Consider the following 20,089-nt stretch of genomic DNA (forward strand, 5'->3'; position numbering starts at 1 on the left):
ATCGTTCGACTTGCATGTGTTAAGCACGCCGCCAGCGTTCGTCCTGAGCCAGGATCAAACTCTCCAACAATGTCTTCGAATTCAATCGAGGCAAAATTTTCTTGCACTCAAAGGAACCTCAAACGAGGTTCAAATACATAAGCTCTACTGGCTTAGTTCACTAGCACACTGTTGAGTTCTCAAGCAACACACCCCAGATCGCACCACAATCAAGCGGCCTTATCCGAAGCAGTCATTCCTAGCAGTTTTTGGTAGGACACCCACTCAATCGCGGTGAGCGAGAGCTTGGTTCGTGTCCCGGTCGGCCACCCGGTTTCCCTGGCGACTTGGAGAACTTTACATGGCCGGAAACCCCCGAAAACAGGGGGGTACCTTAACTGCGTTTCCGCAGGTCAAGGGCCCGAAACGGGCCCCGCCCCGGTGATCAGCCCGGGGTCGGGTCGGTGAACACCCGGAGAAGAACATTGCTCCGAGTACATTGCACCGTATTGATCTCGAATATTGCTCCGATTAGCTTCGGTCCCATGAGCACTGCGGAACTCGACGGCATCTCCGTCGCCTACGACGACCTCGGCACCGGTTTGCCCGTCGTCCTTGTCCACGGTCACCCCTTCAACCGCACGATGTGGCGTCCGCAGGCGGAACACTTCAGCCGGGAGGGCTATCGGGTCGTCACGGCGGACCTTCGCGGGTACGGCGAGACCTCGGTGGTCCCCGGTAAGACCGGCCTCGACGTCTTCGCCGCCGACATCGCCCGGCTCGCCGATCACCTCGGCCTCGAACGCTTCGTGCTCGGCGGCCTCTCCATGGGCGGGCAGATCGTCATGGAGTTCCAGCGCACCTACCCCCAGCGCGTCGCCGGTCTCCTGCTCGCCGACACCTCCCCTCAAGAAGAGACAGGGGAGGGCAAGCGCGTCCGCAACGCGATGGCCGACCGAGTCCTGGCCGAGGGCATCGGCCCGTACGCGGACGAGGTGCTGACGAAGATGGTCTCGCCGGAGAACGTGCGCACGATGCCGGACGTGGCGGCGCACGTCTTGGGGATGATGCGGACGACTCCGAAGGAAGGAGCGGCGGCGGCCCTCCGGGGCCGGGCCGAACGGCCCGACTATCGGGAGACCCTCGCGAAGGTCACCGTGCCGAGCCTGATCGTCGTCGGCACCGAGGACGAGTACACGCCCGTCTCGGACGCCGAGCTGATGCACGAACTCGTCCCCGGCTCCACCCTGGCGGTGATCGAGGGCGCCGCCCACCTGCCTAACCTGGAGCGCGAGGCCGAGTTCAACGCCGTCTTCGCACGGTTCTTGAAAGAAATCAGGTGATCGTCTCCATGTCCCACAAGACCGTCTTCGTGACCGGAGCCAGCGCGGGGTTCGGCGTCGAGATCGTCCGCCGGTTCGCCGCCGACGGCGCCAAGGTCGTCGCGGCCGCCCGCAGCAAGGACAAGCTCGCCAAGCTGGCCGACGAACTCGGCGAGAACGTACTGCCCTTCGCACTGGACGTCCGTGACGCCGACGCGGTGGCCGCGCTGCCGGAGTCCTTGCCCGAGGAGTTCGCCGAGGTCGATCTCCTGGTCAACAACGCCGGTCTCGCCAAGGGGCTTGAGCCCGCCCACCGGGCGAAGCTCGACGACTGGAACCAGATGATCGACACGAACATCACCGGCCTGGTGCACCTCACCCGCGCACTGCTGCCCGGAATGGTCGAGCGCGGCCGCGGGCACGTGATCAACATCGGTTCGATCGCGGGCACCTACCCCTACCCCGGTGGCAACACCTACGGCGCGACCAAGGCGTTCGTGCACCAGTTCAGCCTGAACCTGCGCGCGGACCTGCACGGCACCGGCGTCCGGGTGACCAACGTCGAACCCGGCATGGTCGGTGGCACGGAGTTCTCCGTCGTCCGGTTCGAGGGCGATCAGAGCAAGGCCGACAACGTCTACAAGGGCACGACGCCGCTGACGGCCACCGACGTGGCCGAGTCCGTCTTCTGGGCGGCTTCGCAGCCCGAGCACGTGAACATCAACGTCATCGAGCTGATGCCGGTGGTGCAGAGCTTCTCGCCGCTGCAGATCCATCGGGCGGAGTAGAGAGCCCGAAGAGGTCGAAGAGCGCCTGCTGCTCCGGGCTCCGCTCGGTCAGCAGGCGCCGCGTCCGCGGGCGGCCGCCGGTCGACGGGTAGCGCAGCACCGTCTCGCCGATCCCGGCCAGGTTGTCCATCAGTTCGCGGACCGAGAGGTTCATCCCGGCGCGGTCGGCCTCGCGCCGCATGAGGTGCGTGACCGTCGACGCGAGCACCGTGACCAGGGTGTGCACGGCGATCCGGTGCGGGGTCCAGGTCCAGCGTGGTGACGGCCCGGCGACGGCGGTGCCGGTCAGCCAGCGGAACGTCGAATCGAGGTGGGTTCGCGCGCGGTAGGCGGTGACGACCTCCGCGACCGGCCAGTCGTGGTCGGTGACCAGCACCTGTTTGCCGAAGAACTCCTCGCGCAGCCGGGAGACGGCGGCGGCGTCGACCTTCCAGGTCAGCCGGATCTCCCCCGGCCTGGTCCCGGTCAGCGAAGGTGAGAGCACCCGCTCGACCCGGCGGCCACGCGTGATCCTGGCGATTTCGGCGTTCACCTGGCTCCGGTCGCCCCGATAGGTACCGGTGGCCAGCGCGGCGTCGAGGCCGGCGAGTTCGCGGGTCGCGGTGCCGAGTTCGTCGCCGAACGCGCGGGCCTGCGCGTTGTGCAGGGTTTCCGAATGGGTCAGGATCACGCGCCGCCGCACGCCGGCGACCATCGCCCTGGTGTCGAGGGCGGTCAGCCCGGCGAAGCGTTCGGGGTCGACGGGTTTGCGCGCGGACGACGGTTTCGCCAGCAGGTCCGGATGGTCCGACAGGGGCAGGGCGCCGACGAAGTGCCGTCCGAGATCCACCTGCGCGGCCTGGCCCGCGGTGAAGACCAACGTGACGGGGTACAGCGAGCGGAGTTCCTCGGCGAGCACGGCGAACGGCGGGGCCCCTTCTCGCGGATAGCTGCGCGACGCGAGCGGGATCGCGCCGTCCTTGGTCACCACCAGGCCGAGTCCGGCGAGTTCGCAGCGGCAGGGGTCCGCCGTGGTGAAGGTGGCGAACTGCGGCACGTCGACGGCGAGCGCGGCGTTCCCCGTGCCCAGCCAAGCGAGTACGGCGTCGGCGACCGTGGTCTCGACGCGCGCGATCCGTTCCGGGGTGAGCCGGTGCAGTGCCCGCCAGTGGTTCGCCAGGTCGGCCTTGACGAATTCCCGCGCGACACCGTCCTCCCACCAGGTGGCCAAGGGTGTCTCCGGCGCGGTCGCCCGGTGCAGGACGGCGAGGGCGAGATGTGTCCCCAAGGTGGTCGCGGCGCGTTGGGCGCCGACGGCGTCGTCCACTCGGCGGACGAAGTCGAGCCGGTTCAGCGTCGTCCAGACCGCCGCGACGTCGCCGAAGGTGCGATGCCGCGCTTCGGCGGGGGCGGCGGTCTCGCCGTCCATCGCGCGCCCGATCTCCTCAGCCGTGCCGAGGTAGCGCTGGGACACCACGCGAGGCTCGCCGTCGACCCGCGCGGAGGTGACGAGGTAGTAGTACGTCCGTCCGCCGACCTTCTTGCCGATCACCGAAGCCACCTTTAGGTAATACACTCCGGCTCACTGATCGGCAACCAAGATCGGCCGCTGACCTGCGCGAACAGTGATCACAGCCACGTAAGTGAGGTGGTGGCCGGATGCACACTGGCCGCTGGAGCGAGTCCGGCCATAGCGTGCGGGAATGGCATCCGACGCTGACGCGACCGCCCCCACCACCTCGGCGATGCGCCGGGCGCTCGCCAGGGCGCGCGACGGGAAGACCCTCGACCTCACCGAGGCCGCGATCCTGCTCCAGGCGCGCGGCGACGATCTCAAGACGCTGTCCGACCACGCTTCCCGGGTCCGTGACGCCGGCCTCGTCGCGGCGGGCCGTCCCGGTGTGGTCACCTACAGCCGTTCGGTTTTCATCCCGCTGACCCGCCTGTGCCGGGATCGGTGCGGCTATTGCACTTTCGCGACCGTCCCCGGCCGGGTCGAGTCGCCGTTCCTCTCCCCCGACGAGGTCCTCGACATCGCCCGAAAGGGTGCCGCGATGGGCGTCAAGGAGGCGCTGTTCACCCTCGGCGACCGTCCCGAAGACCGCTGGAAGGCGGCGAAGGACTGGCTCGACGCGCACGGGTACGACGACACGCTCTCCTACGTCCGCGCGATGGCGATCCGGGTGCTGGAGGAGACCGGTGTCCTGCCGCACCTCAACCCCGGTGTGCTGACCTGGCAGGATTTCCAGCGGCTGAAGCCGGTCTCGGCGTCGATGGGCATGATGCTGGAGACGACCGCGAAGCGGCTCTACACCGAGAAGGGCGGCCCTCACTACGGCTCGCCCGACAAGGACCCCGACGTCCGCCTGCGCGTGCTGGAGGACGCCGGCCGCAGTTCGGTGCCTTTCACCACCGGCATCCTGATCGGCATCGGCGAGAACTTCGAGGAACGGGCCGACTCGCTGTTCGCGATCCGCAAGGTCGCCAAGACCTACGGCGGCATTCAGGAAGTCATCGTCCAGAACTTCCGCGCGAAGCCGGACACGAAGATGCGCGCGACCCCGGACGCCGATCTCGAAGAACTCGCCGCGACCATCGCCGTCGCGCGGCTCGTGCTCGGGCCGAAGATGCGCATCCAGGCGCCGCCGAATCTCATCGGCCAGCAGTACGAACTGATGCTGAACGCGGGGATCGACGACTGGGGCGGCGTCTCCCCGCTGACCCCCGACCACGTGAACCCCGAGCGCGCGTGGCCGCAGATCGACGAACTCAAGCGCCGCACCGAAGCGCTCGGGTTCACCGTGCGCGAGCGGCTGCCGATCTACCCGGAGTACGTCAAGACCGGTGAGCCGTGGCTGGACCCGCGGATGAACGCGCATCTCGCGCCGCTCACCGACGCGGAGACCGGGCTGGCGATCGAGGAAGCGATCCCGGTCGGCATTCCGTGGCAGGAGCCGGACGGCGGCTGGAAGGAGGCCGGGCGGACCGATCTGCACGTCGAGGTCGACACCATCGGCCGCACCGAAGACCGGCGCAGCGACTTCGATTCGGTCTACGGCGACTGGGCGGAGATCAAGGGCAACATCAAGACCGCGCCGCAGCGGTTCGACCTCGATATCCGGGATGCCTTGCGCAGCGCGGAAAAGAACCCGGCCGGGCTTTCCGACGACGAGGCTTTGGCGCTGTTGCACGCCGACGGCCCGGAACTCGACGCGTTCACCCGGATCGCCGACGACCTGCGCCGCGAGGTCAACGGCGACGACGTCACCTTCGTGGTCACGCGGAACATCAACTTCACCAACGTCTGTTACACCGGTTGCCGGTTCTGCGCGTTCGCCCAGCGGCGCACCGACGCCGACGCGTACACGCTTTCACTGGAGCAGGTCGGTGACCGGGTCGACGAGGCGTGGGCCGCGGGTGCGACCGAGATCTGCATGCAGGGCGGCATCCATCCGGATCTGCCCGGCACCGCGTACTTCGATCTCGCTGCCGAGGTGAAACGCCGTCAGCCGGACATCCACCTGCACTCGTACTCGCCGATGGAGGTCGTCAACGGCGCTTCGCGGACGAATCTCTCGATCGAGGACTGGCTGGCCCGCGCGAAGGAGGCCGGTGTCGACTCGCTGCCGGGCACGGCGGCGGAGATCCTCGACGACGACGTCCGCTGGGTGCTGACGAAGGGCAAGCTGCCGACGTCCGAATGGATCAACGTCGTCACCACCGCGCACAAACTCGGCATCACGACGACGTCGACGATGATGTACGGCCACGTCGACACCCCGTCGCATTGGGTCGGGCACCTGAAACTGCTGGCGAAGCTGCAGCGGGAAGGCCTGGAACGCAACGGGCGGCGCGGGTTCAGCGAATTCGTGCTGCTGCCGTTCATCCACCAGAGTTCGCCGATCTACCTCGCCGGGCTGGCCAGGGCCGGGACGACGCTGCGGGAGAACCGGGCGGTGCACGCGCTGGCCCGGCTGCTGCTGCACGGGATGATCGACAACATCCAGAGTTCGTGGGTGAAGCTCGGTGAGGAAGGCAGCCGCGCGGTGCTGCGGGGCGGGGTCAACGACATCGGCGGCACGCTGATGGAGGAGACGATCAGCCGGATGGCGGGTGCGGCCAACGGGTCGTACAAGACGATCAGCGACATGCGCGCGATGGTCGAACCGCTCGGCCGGCCACTGCGGCAGCGGACCACTGAATACGGCACGCCGACGGCGGAACGGATCGCCGCGGCCGAGGCGTCCGACGGGGTCGCGACCGCGGTCCGGCGGCCGCTGCTGCCGCTTGTCACCAGCTGACGAAAAATCCGTACTCACCCCTTGACTCGCGTACAGCGCGAGTCAAGGGGTGATCACGTTCCGTGTGTCGCCGCTCACAAGGCGCGGGGGCTTCGGGCGTTTTCTGTGCTAAACCCGAGAATCACTTCCGGGCAGGCGAGAGGACGTCGATGATCGCGAGCGCAGTCCAAGTGGCCGATACCGCCCGCTATCCGTTGTCCGAGCCCGGAAGCCCGGCCTGGCGCGAAATCGTTTCCCGGACCCGCGCCGAACTGCGGGAAACGGGTTGCAGTGTCCTGGCCGACTTCGTCCGCCCGGAGTTGCGCGACGTCCTTCGCCGCGAAGGCGCGGAGATCGCTCCGAAGGCGTACGCGAAGGTCGAACGCGTCAACGCCTACAACATCGCCGTCGACACCCCGTTCCCCGAAAGCCATCCCGGCCGCACGATCATGGAACGCGGCAACGCCTTCGTGGCACGCGACCAGATCCCGCCGACCGCGATCATCCAGCAGCTGTACGCCAGCCGCGAGTTCCAGCGGTTCGTGGCCGACTGTTTCGAACTCCCGGCACTCCACGAACTCGCCGATCCGTTGTCCGGCTTGGTGCTCAACGTGATCGAACCGGGCCGCTCGCATCCGTGGCACTTCGACACCAACGAGTTCACCGTCAGCATGCTCACGCAGGAGGCCACCGACGGCGGTGTCTTCGAGTACTGCCCGAACATCCGCTCGGAGAAGGCGGAGAATTTCGACGACGTCCGTGCCGTCCTGGCGGGCGAAGGTGATCACTTGATCCGGCGGCTCACTCTGCGTCCCGGTGATCTTCAGCTGTTTCGCGGACGCTTCGCGCTTCACCGCGTGAGTAGTGTTCTAGGAGCAACAGCACGCCATTCCGCGATCTTCGCCTACAGCGAGCGTCCTGGGGTCATCGGCAGTCCGGAGCGGACTAGACAGCTGTTCGGCCGGGTCCTGCCCGAACATGTCGCTTCAGCGGCCGTCCGGGGCGATCAGCTGCTCGACTAAGTCAGGAGCATTGGCCCGTGCCTTTGGATTCGACCGGCAAGATCTCCTTCGACCACATCTACACCGAGCCCGACCCGCGCGCCTTCTTCGGCACCTTGCGCAGGCTCGACTACGACATCCCCCAGCAGGCCAAAGCCTATTTCGCGAAAGTGATCGACGAGTACCGCGCCGAAACCGACGTCAAGGTGCCGACGGTCCTCGACCTCGGCTGTTCGTACGGCGTCAACGCGGCGCTGTACCGCTGTGACCTCTCGATGGAGCGCCTGTACGACCACTACGCGCACGACGCGTCGCTGAGCCGGGACGAGCTGATCGCCCGGGACCGGCGGATGCTGGAGGGAGTCGCCGACGGAGTTCGCTTCATCGGCCTCGACACCTCCGCACCGGCCCTGGACTACGCGCTCAAAGCGGGCTTCATCGACGACGCGATCCACGCGGATCTGGAGAGCGAAGAGCCGACAGAGGAGCAGCGCGCGCTGCTGGCCGAAGTCGACATCGTCATCTCGACCGGCTGCATCGGCTACGTCACCGAAAAGACCCTGGTCCGGATCGCGCGGGAAAGCCGCCCGTGGATGGCGCATTTCGTCCTGCGGATGTTCTCCTACGAACCGGTCGCCGCGAACCTCACGGATCTGGCGTACGACACCGCGGGGGCCGACGGCGTCTTCCAGCAGCGAAAATTCGCGTCGGAAGAAGAACGAAGGCAGATCCTCGACAACCTGTCCGTCGCGGGCGTCGACCCGCGGGGGCTGGAGTCCGACGGCCGGCTGTACGCGCGGCTGTACGTCTCCCGCCCGGACGGCGCGGCGGCCGACCTCGCCGCCACGCTGAACGCCCTTCCCCTTCGAGATCAAGGATGATCGTGAGCAGTCCGGAACTGTCCACCCGCACGTTCGGCAACGAGGACCTCCTGCCGAGGGTCCCCGTCCCCGCCCTGGAGGACACCTGCCGCCGGTTCCTCGAATGGTGCTCGCCGCTGCTCACCCCGGGCGAGCTCGCGGAGACCGAAGGCGCCGTCGCCGAGTTCCTCGCGGAAGGAAGCCTGGCGCACGAACTCCAGAGCGCGCTCGAGACCTACGACAGCGGCGAAGGTGTGCGGAGTTGGCTCGACACCTTCTGGCCGTATCGCTACCTCGGCCGCCGCGACCGGATCGCGCTCAACGCCAACTTCTTCTTCCTGTTCTCCGAATCCCCGCTGGGACAGCTGGAGCGGGCGGCCGAACTGGCCGCGTCGGCGGTGGACTACAAGCTGAAGCTGGACGAGGAACTGGTTCCGCCGATCGTGGTCCGCGGACAGCCGCAGTCGATGGTGCAGCACAAGTACCTGTTCTCGGCGACGCGGATTCCGGGCGCCGTGCAGGACACCGCGCGGACGCCGTACAGCGAGGACTGGCCGGGGCCGTCGAGGGCCCGGCACATCGTGGTCTTCCACCGCGACACCCCGTTCCGGATGGACGTCATCGCACCGGACGGGCGGCCGTACTCCCCCGAACAGCTGGTCGCGGGGCTGCAGACGATCATCAAATCGGGGAACTTCGTCGAGGACCCGGAGAGCGCCGTCGGGCATTTCACCACCAAGGCCAGGGCCGAGTGGGCGGCGACGCGCGAAGCGTTGCTCGCCGCCGGGAACGCGTCCGCCCTCGACGACATCGAGACGGCGTTGTTCTGCCTGTGCCTGGAGGATTACACGCCGGCGGACACGCAGGAGGCGTGCGACAAGCTGCTGCACGGCGACAGCGGCAACCGCTGGTTCGACAAGGCCGTCTCGCTGATCGTGTTCGAGGACGGAGCGGCGGGGATCAACGTCGAGCACTGCGAACTGGACGGGACCACGATCCTCGGGTTCACCGACGAGCTGCTGAGCGGTTCGCGACTGGACCGGCCGCCCGCCGACGGGGTCCCGGCGTCCGAGGTCATCGAGTTCGTCCTGGGTGACGCGCTCCGCGAGGACGCCCGTGCCGCGGCCGCGTCCTTCGCCGCATACGCCGACGCGACCGCTACGAAGACGGTGTCCTTCACCGACTTCGGCGCGAAGCGGGCGAAGGAGCTGGGGATGTCCCCTGACGGCTTCGCGCAGATGGCGTACCAGCTCGCGCACAAGCGGGCGAAGGGGATCACCGGCGCGACGTACGAATCGATCGCGACGCGGCAGTACCAGAACGGGCGCACCGAAGCGATGCGGGTGGTGACACCCGAGGTGCAGTGGTTCGTCAAGGTGATGGACGACCCGAACGCGGACCGGCAGACGCGTCAGGCGGCCTTCCGCGCGGCGGCGGCGAAGCACGTCACGCGGGCGAAGGAGTGCCAGGCGGGCGACGCGCCGGAGCAGCACCTGTGGGAGCTGCAGCTGATCCAGAAGCGTCGCGGCGTCGACGAGTCCCCGGCGCTGTACTCGTCGCCGGGGTGGCTGAAGATGCGCGACGACTACCTGAGCACCAGCTCGGCGCCGTCGGTGAACATCCAGTACTTCGGCTTCGGGTCGACCAGCCCGCAGTGCATCGGCGTCGCGTACGTGCTGCTGCCGGACAGGCTGAACATCTACCTGTGCACGCCGAAGCACGTGGCGCACGAGATGGAGCTGTTCGCGGCGGAACTCGCGACCGCCATCCGGGAACTGCAAGAGTTGCTGGCTTAGAGATCCGTGAAGGCCTCCTTCCCTACGCTCAAGGTCAGGGGTCCCGGAAAGCCGGGATATTGCCGGCCTGATTCCGGACGCCGATCAGGCTTTACTGTCCACAATGGACAGCACTTGACGATTGGTCGTCCGGTTGATGTCCTTATGTACGATTTCGACGGGGGGTCACGAGTGGTATGAGGGTTATCGAGAGGTAAGGCAAACGTGGCGTGTTGCGTACGACGTCGGCGCGCGCCGCGGTTTGCTGTCTCCGATGCGGCATTGGGAACGCTGACTGTCTCCAATGCCACATCGGGGACATGACCGGCTCCCTCAACGAGGTGTCGAGGGGAACGCGCAACGCAGAAGTGCCGACCAGCATTTAGGTGACTTCGCCGGGACCCTGACGCTCAAGGCACGGACGCCTTCACGGACTTCCGTTCCGCACGGCTTTGTCACATGGTCTGGGCGATCAAGACGGCTTCCGCGGAACCGGGTACCACGTAGACGGTCCTGGACCTGGTGGTCGTGGGCAGGTCACAGGAGAGCCAGGAAACCTTGGCGGGGATGAGCGGCTTCAGTCGTTCCGGTGCGTCCGGCAGCTGTCCCACCTGCGAGCACTTGTAGCTGCTCAGTACCTTCGGGACCGCTTCGGGACCGAGCTTCACCAGGGCGGTCAGCCGGAAGTCGCTGGGCCCGGGCGCCTCGACCCGGCCCTCGGGGGTGCCCATCTTCTCCTCGACCCAAGACGCCTCGACGACCTCGCCCACCTCCGGGAAGGTCTCGGCGACCGGCCCCGGATCGGTGGACACGGGCGGTGCTTCGGGCGGTGGCGGAGCACAGGCCGCGATCAGGACGACCGCGACCGTGCTCCCCAGCATCTTTCCCATGGTGCGCATGGGGACATCTTCGCTCAGGCAGTGAGCTTCAGGATGTCGATTCCGCGAGTGTTGTCGGCGACATAGACGTAGCCCTTGTGCCAGTAAGGCGCCCACGCGCTGGCGTCCGCCGGGCGGAAGTAGGCGATCTGCTTCGGGTCGGTCGGGTCGCTGACGTCGAGGAAGCGCGTGCCCTGTGAGTAGAAGGACTGCACGAGGATCTTGCCGCGGACGTCGAAGTAGTGCGCGGAGCAGTCACCCGTCGTCGGGTCGCTGCCCTCCTGCCCGGCGACGCTCCAGGTGCCGACGGACTTGAGGCGGAACGGCTTCTCCGGCGTCGAACGCCAGCCTTCGCCGTGGTAGGAGTTCTGCAGCGACGAGATCGTCAGCACGCCGTCACCGGCGCAGCCGTCGAGGAAGCTCTCCTCGACGGCGTAGATGAGATCGCGGCCGCGCCAGCGCTTCGAGTCCGCTCCATCGGCCGAGCGGTGCCCCGCCGGGTGGAAGCTGTTGTGCATGAACTTCGACGGCGCCGCCGTCTCCTCGATCCCGCCACCGGCGTAGGGAACCGGGTCGAACGCGGTCGCCCGGCGAACCTTGCCCTGCACGGGATCGCGGTGGTAGCCGCTGGTCCAGTAGCCGCGGACGCCGCCGCGTCCGGACACCCAAGCCACGCCCTCGTCGTCGACCTGGACGTCGTGCACGTAGTCGGTCTTGCCGTCGTTGCGCGCTAGTTCGATCGGGTTCGGGAAGGTCTTGGGGTTGCGCGGATCGCGGATGTCGGTGACCCAGATCGGGCGGCCGCCCCACTCGGCCGGCTGGTTCGCGGCCTTCGCCGGGCCACCGGTCCAGAGGTACCGGCAGTCGTCGACGCAGCTGGTCGTGTGACCGGCGGGCACCTTGGTGTAGCTCAGGATGGCCGGTTTGTCCGGGTTCTTCAGATCGATGATGTAGATCCCGGATTCACCGGTCTGCGTGGTGCCGCCGTAAGCGCGCGGATCCCGCGCGAGGAAGACGAGCTTGCGTTTGACGTCGACCTCGGTGTCCTCGGTCTCCCACAGGCCGGGCAGGCTGACCTCGCCGATCAGCTTCGGCGCCGTGGGGTTCTTCGTGAGGTCGTAGACCTTCAGGCCGAACTCGCCGGACACGGCCATGACGTCGCGGTGCCCGTACTGCAGGAAGCCCATGGCGATGGCGCCTTGCGCGTCGGGCACGTTGCCGACGGCCTTGACGTTCTTCACCGCGCCGGGCTCGCCCGAGACCCGGACCTTCTCACTCGACGGCTTGTCCTCCTCGCCGCAGGCGGCGGCGGGCAGGCCGGTGGCGATCAGGGTCGTGGTGACCGTGGCGATCGCCAAGCATGAACGAAGCAACCAGTTTCCTCGCACAGAAACCTCCCAGGCTGGTCCCCGCACCCTATGACCACCACTTTGCCCGCACAACCGCCGATGGTCGTGCGGGACTGCTATGACATGACCATGCGCTTGCGTCTTCTGGCCCCGCTCCTCGCCGCCGCCCTGGTCACGGCGGCCTGCACGGAATCCGGCGAATCGCCCGCACCGGACGTTCTTCGCGTCGGGCTGGCCGCTCCGGCGACCCTGTTGCCCGCCGACGTCCGCGACCAATCCGGACGGCTCGTCACGGGCGCGCTGTGGACACCGCTGGGTGATTACGACCCCGCGACGGGAAAAATGACGCCACGGGCGGCGGAATCGGTCACCAGCGCCGATCGGACCACGTGGACGGTCAAGCTCAAGGACGGCGGGAAGTTCCACGACGGCACCCCGGTCACCGCCCAGTCCTATGTGGACACGTGGGCGGCCATCGGCAAGGAGAACTGGCGGGCGTCGCGAGTGGTGAAGGATCTCTTGCGGGCCAAGGAGATCACCGCGCCGGACCCACTGACCATCCGGCTGGTGCTCGACCGGCCGTCCGGGCAGGTCCCGGCGCTGCTCTCCTCCCCCGCGCTGGTCCCGCTCCCCGCGTCGGCGCTGGCCTCGCGGGACTGGGCGGGGTTCGCGCTGCACCCGGTCGGCAACGGACCGTTCCGCCTGGACGGGGCCTGGCAGCCGTCGGGCGGCAAACTGGCCCGGGTGGCGGACGCGCCGGGCAAGGCTCGCGTGGTCGAGCTGAAAACCGGGGACGCGGCGGCACAGTACGACGAGGTCAAGGCTGGGAAACTCGATCTCTCCACCGTGGTCCCCGGTGACCGGCACGAGGCCATGCACGCCGATTTCGCGCAGCGGCACGTAATGTGGGCATTGCCCCACGTCTCGTACCTCGGTTTCCCTATGACAGCGGAACATTTCTCCGACGCCACGGTCCGGCACGGCTTCGCGCTCGGGATCGACCGCGCCGCGCTGGAGGCGGGCGTTCTCGGCAAACAGGTGGACCCGGCGAAGTCGCTCTTGCCGCCCGCCGTCGCGCCCGGCGAACGCAGCAGCACCTGCCGCCCCTGCACCTTCGACGCCGGGGCCGGGAAATCCCTGCTGACCCAGGCGGAGTTCCCCACCGGTTCGGCGGTCCACTTCGGACAGACGGGGGCGAACTGGCTGCGGCCACTGGCCGATCAGGTAGGCGCGGCGGTCGGCGTGCAGGTCGCCGCGGATCCCGGCAAGGGACCGTTTTCGCTCGACTTGAACCTCATGACGCCGAGTCCGCAAGAGGTCTTGAGCGAGATCGTCAAGGCCACCGGCTATCAGAGCGACGGATTCGCCGACCTGCTGAAATCGGCCGAGGAGACCGAAGCGGGCGACAGCGGCGAGGTCTACCGGCTGGTGGAGAACCAGCTGCTGCGGGACCTGCCGGTCGCTCCGCTGTGGTCCGGGCACGGGCACGCCGTCTGGGCCGAGCGGGTCGGCGACGTGAGGGCGACGCCGTTCGGGAGCGTGGACCTGTCAGCGGTTTCCGTGCGCTGACCCGAGGGTGCACTCCCCCGCCACGACGTCGATGAAGGCCGAGGTCAGCGGGTCGGGCGTGCTCCGGCAGTAGGCGGCGAGCGTGCGCCGGATCGACGGCTCGGGCCGGAGGACGCGGCCGGGGAAGCCTTCGGGCAGCACGTTGGCGGGGACCAGCGCCGGGCCGAGTCCAGCTGCCGCGAGCACCGGCGCGGCCGCGGTCTGCTCGGTCCGGACCGCCGCCCTCGGCTGGAATCCCGCCGCGGCACAGGCCTGGTCGACGAGATCCGCCAGGCCGTTGCCCGGCGCGTAGTGCACCCAAGCGCAGCCGGCGAGGGTCGCGAGGTCGACGACGCCGGTGCCGTCGTCCTCACGCGGACCGTCGATCGGCAGGACGACGACGAACTCCTCGGTGCCGAGTTCGCGCACCGGGCCGTCCCAGCCCGGCGGAACCGGGCCGACCGCGACGTCGGCCTCCCCCGCCGCCATCGCGTCACGCAGTTCGTCCGCGTGCCGGAACTCCACCAGCGTGACGTCGACGTCCGGCCGCTCCCTGCGCCACACCCGCAACGCCGACGGCAGCACGCCGAGACCGACCGAGTAGACCGTGGCGATCTGCAGCTCGCCCGCCTCCAGCCCGGACGCCTGGCGGGCCGCGCACCGCGCGCGTTCGGCGTCGGCGAGGGTGGCACGGGCGTGCGGCAGCATGGCGCGCCCCATCGGGGTGAGCCGGACACTGCGCGGCAGCCGTTCGAGCAGCGGACCGCCGACGCCCTTCTCCAGCGCCCGCACCTGATGCGACAGCGCGGGCTGCGTCACGTGCAGCAACTCCGCCGCCCGCGTGAAGGAACCGGTGTCGACGACTGTCACCAGGTACTCGAGCTGCCGCAGACTGGTCATGCAGGGAGTTTATCGGAGCGGTGATATCTATGCCTTGGACTTATCACCACGCCGGCGCCAGGCTCGGTGACATGAACGAAGAACGGAAGGTCGCCCTGGTCGCCGGAGCCAACGGGGTCATCGGCAAGAACCTGATCGAGTACCTGGAGAACCAGCCCGGCTGGCGGGTCGTCGGCCTGTCGCGGCGCGGCGGCCCTGGTCAGATCGCCGTCGACCTGCTCGACGCGGACGACACGCGCGCGAAGCTGAGCGGCCTGGACGACGTCACGCACGTGTTCTACGCCGCCTATGTCGACAAACCGACTTGGGCCGAGCTGGTCCCGCCGAACCTGGCGATGCTGACCAACCTCGTCGACGCGATCGAACCGGCCGCGCCCGGGCTGCGTCACATCAGCCTCATGCAGGGCTACAAGGTCTACGGCGCCCACCTCGGCCCGTTCAAGACCCCGGCGCGTGAATCCGACGCCGGGCACATGCCGCCCGAGTTCAACGTGGACCAGCAGGCCTTTTTGGAGCGACGGCAGGCGGGGAAATCCTGGACGTGGTCGGCGATCCGGCCGTCGGTGGTCGGCGGCACGGCGCTGGGCAACCCGATGAACCTCGCCCTGGCCATCGCCGTCTACGCGTCGATCTCGAAGGAACTCGGCCTGCCGCTGCGCTTCCCCCGCCGGACTGCTGGCGAAGGCCACCGTCTGGGCCACCGGCTCGGAGAACGAGGCGTTCAACATCGCGAACGGCGACCTGTTCCGGTGGAGCGAAATCTGGCCGCGGATCGCTCGCTACTTCGACCTGGAGGTGGCGCCGCCACTGCCGATGTCACTGGACGTCGTCATGGCGGACAAGGAAGAACTCTGGACGTCGATCGCCGCGAAGTACGGCTTGGAGGTGCCGTACAGCGCCGTCTCGTCGTCGTGGACGTTCGCCGACTTCGTGTTCGGCTGGGACTACGACATGTTCGCGGACGGTTCGAAGGCCCGGCGCGCCGGCTTCCACGAATACGCGGAGACGTCGGCGATGTTCTTCCGGCTGTTCGACGAGTTCCGGAAGGCGAAGGTGATTCCCTAGCCCCGGCCGACGTAGGGCATGGTGGTCGCCGTGATGGTCAGGAACTGGACGTTCGCGTCCAGCGGCAGCCCGGCCATGTAGAGCACGGCGTCCGCGACATGCCGGGCGTCGAAGGTCGGTTCGGCCTTCACGCTCCCGTCGGCCTGCGGGATACCGTCGGCCATCCGGAGGGTCATCTCGGTAGCGGCGTTGCCGATGTCGATCTGTCCACAAGCGACATTCCAGGCCCGGCCGTCGAGGGAGATCGACTTCGTCAGCCCGGTGACCGCGTGTTTCGTCGCCGTGTAGGCGATGCTCGCGGGACGCGGGGCGTGGGCGGAGATCGAGCCGTTGTTCACGATCCGGCCGCCGCGCGGGTCCTGCGCCTTCATCAGCCGCACCGCCTGCTGCGCGCACAGGAACATGCCGGTCAGGTTGGTGTCGACGGCACGTTTCCAGTCCGCGAAGGACAGCTCGTCGACGGTCCCGCCCACCGACACGCCCGCGTTGTTCACCAGCAGGTCCAGTCGCCCCCATTCGGCGCGGACCGTCTCGAACAGGGCGGCGACGGAATCGGGATCGGCGACATCGGTGGGCACGGCGAGCGCGTTCGCGTCCCCGCCCGCGGTTTCGGCCAGTGCGTCCGCGCGACGTCCGGCGAGGGCGACCCGGTAGCCCGCGCCGAGCAACGCGCGGGAGATCTCCCGGCCGAGCCCGGAGCTCGCTCCGGTGACGACCGCGGTCCTGCTGTTGCCCATCGAACCTCCTCGCAGACCGCACCGGACCGATCCGGCGCGGTGATCCGTTCAGCCTAGCTGGACACCGCGAAGGAAATTCCTTCGCAACGATGAATAGCGCCGAGAAATCCCCACGTTGTGCAATTGGTGACCACATATTGACGGGTAAGCCAGGTAGTGGGGTCCGTGAAGGCCTCCTTCCCTACTCTCAAGGTAGGAAAGGAGGCCTTCACGGACTTTCCGACTTAGTGAGGGGTAAGGCAAAGGTGGCGTGTTCGGGCGGGATGGTGGCCTGGGTGACGTGGCACCGCACTCGCGTGCTCAGAGCCGGGTCTCGCGTGCTTGAAGCCGGAACTCGCGTGCTCAGAGCCGGGCCACCCGAGTGCGGGATCCAAGCACGCGAGTCCCGCGTCTGAGCACGCGCGTTACGCCTTCGCTCTGCCCGCCACCCCGGCGAGCGGGCAGCCCACAATCACGACACGCGTGGCTTACCCGCACCGCCCCGTACACGCGTGAAGGCCCCCTTCCCTCGGCTGAGCCAAGGGGAGGGGGCCTTCACGCGCGATCAGGAGTTACTGCTTGGGGGCGACGCCCAGCGCGGCCAGCGCCGGGCCGGTCATGATCACCCCGGCCCCGGTGACCGGGTCGAAGCCCGGGGCGCCGAGGTCGATCGCGGTCGACGTCAGCGCCGAGCGGATCTGCGCCGGGGTCGCGGTCGGCTTGCCCTGCAACAGCAGCGCGGCGATGGCGGCGGCACTCGGCGCCGCGGCGGAGGTCCCGAAGAACGGCTGGAAGCCGCTCACCGAGGTCGCCACGCCGTCGGCCGCGGTGATGTCCGGCTTGTTCCGCGTCGCACCACCGGTGGAGGACACGTTGCCGGGCGTGATCACCGAACCGTCCGGGTGGTAGAACTGGTGACGCAGACCGTCCGAAGTGAACCGCTCCCACTTGCTGGCGCCGGTGAACAGGCCCGGGTACGGACCGGTCGGGTTCGCCGGGTCGCCGGTCTCGAGCGCGCGGCCGAAGGCACCGGCGGCCGGGGCGGCCGCGACGCTGAAGGCGTTGACCGCCGCCGAGTGGCCGGAGGTGACACCGTTGGTGCTGAAGGCTTTCAACGAACCCGAGGCGACGAAACGGCCGCGGATCACGTTGAGCGCGATGAACCGGTCGGCGCCGCTGTACTTGACGACGGCGACCTTGAAGCCCGAGCCGCTGGCCGGGACCTGGGCGATCTCGTACGGGTTCTGGGTGCCGTTCTGCGCGCCCTCACTGGAGGCGACGACCGAACCGGACGAGTTCAGGACGAACAGGTCGTAGTCGCTGGTGGCCTTGCCCCACGGGTCGGACCAGAACAAGGTGACGTAGCGGCCGAGCGAGCCAGGCGAAAGCGCGTTGTACAGCTGGGTCGTGCCGCTCGGGTCGAAGTCGTGCGGCGTACCGGTGATCCCGGAGATCGTGCTGCTGGAGCCGCGGAAGTCACCTTCGTAGTAACCGCTGGTGCCGTCGGTCAGGTTGCCGGAATTCCCGGCGGAGGAGAAGTAGAGCACGCCCGCCGCGGTCACGTCGTTGACGGCCTGCGCGACCGGGCCGTCCTGGAAGGGTGACTCGTCGAAGTAGGAGACGTCGTCGACGATGATCGTGCACTTGCCGGTGGTGCGCAGGGCGCGGATGTTGTCGGCGAAGCTCTGCTCGCTGGTGAACGCGGTCGCGAAACCGAGCGCGGCGCCGGGCGCCATGTCGTGGATGATCTCCAGCATCGCGGTGCCCTCGTCACCGCTGCCCGCCTGACCGGCGAGGACGTCGACGGCGGGGAGTTCACCGGCGGTCTGCGAAGCCTTGAGCGACTTGACGCCGTCCGAGAGCACGCAGACCTTCTGGCCGGCACCGGTGACGCCGTACTTGGTGCGGGCGGTGTCGGCGCCGTGCGCCTTGTCGCCCTCGGCGACCTGCAGTGCGGCGGCGGCCTGCTTGGCGGCGGACTGCCCGCGGTTCTGCGGCGTGGACTCGTTCCAGGTCATCGCCTGCGAGGCGGCCTTGACCTCGGCGACGTCCCCGCGTCCGGCGATCGCGTCGACGGCGTTCAGCGGGAGGTCGGCGCGGAGCGCGCCGGCGGGCGAGGCGTAACGGACAGTGCCACCCGCCGCCTTGACGGCGTCCACGAGGGACTGCCCCGCGCCCTTGATGTCCACCGCGACGGTGCCGGCGTCGCTGACGCCCAGCCCGGTCCGGTACTCGGACAGCTTGCCGGCCAGACCCTTGTCCGCGCGGAGACGCTTCTCGATGACGAGCTGGCTCGACTGCTTGCGCTCAGCCGGGGTGAGGCTCTTCTTGATGCTCTGCAGTGCGGTGATCCCGGCCTGCGTGCGCGCCTCCTCCGACGGCTGGGCGCCGGAAACGGCGGTCGACAGCAGCAAAGCGCCGACCGCGACCGGAACCGAGCAGGTGACCACCCGGCTGAATCTGCTCATCGAATTCTCCCTGGTTCAACCCAGCGCTCCGGCTAAGTGCGCTGACGGCGTGACACCCCGTCGCAGGAATCTCTTCGGTTACCCGAATGAATTACCCTGACCGGGTGTAATGGGAGAATCTAAAGAGCTATCGGTGAGAAGACCACCGACCAAAGTCTGGAACGGTCGGTGATCCACATCGTGGGAGTGCATTCAGTCCGAAAAGACCGAAATTTTGGTTTGAACCATTTAGGCGGCGTGACTACGGTAATCAGCCATTCAGCCGCGTTCGCCCGCCATCCAGTCGCGTATCGCGGCGACGAACTCGCCGGGTGCGTCGGACTCCACGTAGAGGCCGGCGCGCTCGAAGATCACGGTCTCGTGCTCGGGAAAAGAAGCTTCCAGTCGCTCGCGCTCCCGAGGCCGGAAGCCGATCTGGGCGTTACCCCACACGATCAGTGTCGGCACGTGGGCGAAGTCGGCAAGGCTTGCCTCGATCTCGATGAAGAAGGCCTGGCTGCCGGTGATCCGGCCGGGAAGGACGGCGGAGGCCTGGCGTCGCTCGGGCGTGTCCATCGCGCGGCGGTACTGGGTCAACTCGGCCGCGGTCGGCTTGCGCATGCGGTGCCCCATGGGGATGAACGCGTTGACGACGAGGTTGAACCGCCTGGCCAGGAAGCGGATCGGGGGCCCGCCCGCGATGCGGGCGAAAGCCTCGAAGTAGAGGTCGCCGTTGACCGGCCAGGCCCAGCCGTTGACGAGCACCAGCCGATCGAAGACACCCGGCAGCCGCCGCGCGGCGGACAGTCCGATCGGCCCGCCCCAGTCCTGTCCGACCAGCGTGACCCCTTCGAGGCCGAGGGCGTCGACGAACGCGGTGACCACGTCCGCGTGCTCCTCGGGCAGGAAGCGGTAGCCGGGCTTCGGCGTCGACAGCCCGAAACCCGGGTAGTCGAGGGCGACGCACCGGAAGTCGTCGCGCAGCGCGCGGATCACGTCGCGCCAGAGGAACGACCAGGTCGGGTTGCCGTGCAGGAACAGGAGCGTAGGTCCCGACCCCTCGTCGACGTAATGCACGGTGTGCCCGTCGATATCGACGAAGCGGCTCGCAAACGGGAACAGGTCGTCGTCGACCCAAGCGGGCCGGGCGCTCCTGGTGGTATCGGCCATGGAGGGTCCCTCTCGGCTCGCGGTAGGCTTGA

General features: G+C 68.2%; 14 protein-coding genes, 1 rRNA gene and 1 pseudogene. 8 read left to right on the forward strand and 8 right to left on the reverse strand.

Annotation, left to right across the window (positions count from 1 at the left end):
• Nucleotides 1-70 (reverse strand): 16S ribosomal RNA (locus tag ACZ54P_RS25450); the annotation flags it as partial.
• 454 nt (nt 71-524) lie between these two features.
• Here ACZ54P_RS25450 and ACZ54P_RS25455 point away from each other — a divergent pair.
• Together ACZ54P_RS25455 and ACZ54P_RS25460 are read left to right on the forward strand one after the other, a co-directional pair.
• Nucleotides 525-1,322, forward strand: coding sequence for an alpha/beta fold hydrolase (locus tag ACZ54P_RS25455; RefSeq protein WP_465464074.1), 798 nt, complete (start codon nt 525-527; stop codon nt 1,320-1,322).
• A gap of 8 nt (nt 1,323-1,330) precedes the next feature.
• Nucleotides 1,331-2,089: an SDR family oxidoreductase gene (locus tag ACZ54P_RS25460; RefSeq protein ID WP_465464075.1), complete on the forward strand. Its 759-nt coding sequence runs from the start codon at nt 1,331-1,333 to the stop codon at nt 2,087-2,089.
• Here ACZ54P_RS25460 and ACZ54P_RS25465 read toward each other — a convergent pair.
• A complete protein-coding gene (locus ACZ54P_RS25465) occupies nt 2,028-3,629 on the reverse strand; it encodes an IS1634 family transposase (protein ID WP_465464076.1) in 1,602 nt (533 codons plus the stop codon). The genes ACZ54P_RS25460 and ACZ54P_RS25465 overlap by 62 nt on opposite strands.
• Before the next feature lie 184 nt (nt 3,630-3,813).
• Between ACZ54P_RS25465 and ACZ54P_RS25470 the strand changes: the two genes are divergently transcribed.
• The 4 genes from ACZ54P_RS25470 (at nt 3,814) to ACZ54P_RS25485 (ending at nt 10,005) form a co-directional block, all read left to right on the forward strand.
• On the forward strand, nt 3,814-6,369 hold the full coding sequence (locus ACZ54P_RS25470; protein WP_465464259.1) for a bifunctional FO biosynthesis protein CofGH: 2,556 nt from the start codon (nt 3,814-3,816) through the stop codon (nt 6,367-6,369).
• Between the two features lie 149 nt (nt 6,370-6,518).
• A complete protein-coding gene (locus tag ACZ54P_RS25475) occupies nt 6,519-7,370 on the forward strand; it encodes a HalD/BesD family halogenase (protein ID WP_465464077.1) in 852 nt (283 codons plus the stop codon).
• A gap of 23 nt (nt 7,371-7,393) precedes the next feature.
• Entirely contained in the window at nt 7,394-8,230 is an 837-nt protein-coding gene (locus ACZ54P_RS25480) for a class I SAM-dependent methyltransferase (RefSeq protein ID WP_465464260.1), read from the forward strand.
• The gene (locus tag ACZ54P_RS25485) at nt 8,227-10,005 is read left to right on the forward strand and encodes a choline/carnitine O-acyltransferase (RefSeq protein ID WP_465464078.1); all 1,779 of its coding nucleotides are present in this window, start codon (nt 8,227-8,229) and stop codon (nt 10,003-10,005) included. The genes ACZ54P_RS25480 and ACZ54P_RS25485 overlap by 4 nt, the downstream gene beginning before the upstream one ends.
• Nucleotides 10,006-10,439: 434 nt before the next feature.
• Here ACZ54P_RS25485 and ACZ54P_RS25490 read toward each other — a convergent pair whose 3' ends face one another.
• The gene (locus ACZ54P_RS25490) at nt 10,440-10,883 is read right to left on the reverse strand and encodes a hypothetical protein (protein WP_465464079.1); all 444 of its coding nucleotides are present in this window, start codon (nt 10,881-10,883) and stop codon (nt 10,440-10,442) included.
• A 14-nt stretch (nt 10,884-10,897) separates the two neighbouring features.
• The gene (locus ACZ54P_RS25495; RefSeq protein WP_465464080.1) at nt 10,898-12,235 is read right to left on the reverse strand and encodes an LVIVD repeat-containing protein; all 1,338 of its coding nucleotides are present in this window, start codon (nt 12,233-12,235) and stop codon (nt 10,898-10,900) included.
• Nucleotides 12,236-12,334: 99 nt separating this feature from the next.
• Between ACZ54P_RS25495 and ACZ54P_RS25500 the strand changes: the two genes are divergently transcribed.
• On the forward strand, nt 12,335-13,780 hold the full coding sequence (locus ACZ54P_RS25500; RefSeq protein ID WP_465464261.1) for a peptide ABC transporter substrate-binding protein: 1,446 nt from the start codon (nt 12,335-12,337) through the stop codon (nt 13,778-13,780).
• Here the strand turns inward: ACZ54P_RS25500 and ACZ54P_RS25505 are convergent.
• On the reverse strand, nt 13,760-14,659 hold the full coding sequence (locus ACZ54P_RS25505; RefSeq protein ID WP_465464081.1) for a LysR family transcriptional regulator: 900 nt from the start codon (nt 14,657-14,659) through the stop codon (nt 13,760-13,762). The two genes, ACZ54P_RS25500 and ACZ54P_RS25505, sit on opposite strands and share 21 nt — an antisense overlap.
• A 71-nt stretch (nt 14,660-14,730) precedes the next feature.
• Between ACZ54P_RS25505 and ACZ54P_RS25510 the strand changes: the two are divergent.
• Nucleotides 14,731-15,724 (forward strand): annotated as a pseudogene (locus tag ACZ54P_RS25510) (SDR family oxidoreductase).
• Here the strand turns inward: ACZ54P_RS25510 and ACZ54P_RS25515 are convergent.
• The 3 genes from ACZ54P_RS25515 to ACZ54P_RS25525 form a co-directional block, all read right to left on the reverse strand.
• On the reverse strand, nt 15,721-16,461 hold the full coding sequence (locus ACZ54P_RS25515; protein WP_465464082.1) for an SDR family oxidoreductase: 741 nt from the start codon (nt 16,459-16,461) through the stop codon (nt 15,721-15,723). The pseudogene ACZ54P_RS25510 and the gene ACZ54P_RS25515 sit on opposite strands and share 4 nt — an antisense overlap.
• Nucleotides 16,462-17,012: 551 nt before the next feature.
• Nucleotides 17,013-18,908: a S8 family peptidase gene (locus tag ACZ54P_RS25520; protein ID WP_465464083.1), complete on the reverse strand. Its 1,896-nt coding sequence runs from the start codon at nt 18,906-18,908 to the stop codon at nt 17,013-17,015.
• 258 nt (nt 18,909-19,166) lie between these two features.
• Nucleotides 19,167-20,057, reverse strand: a complete 891-nt coding sequence (locus ACZ54P_RS25525) for an alpha/beta fold hydrolase (RefSeq protein ID WP_465464084.1) — start codon at nt 20,055-20,057, stop codon at nt 19,167-19,169.
• Nucleotides 20,058-20,089: the final 32 nt, after the last annotated feature.

The sequence above is a fragment of the Amycolatopsis sp. NPDC034160 genome, from assembly GCF_055575355.1.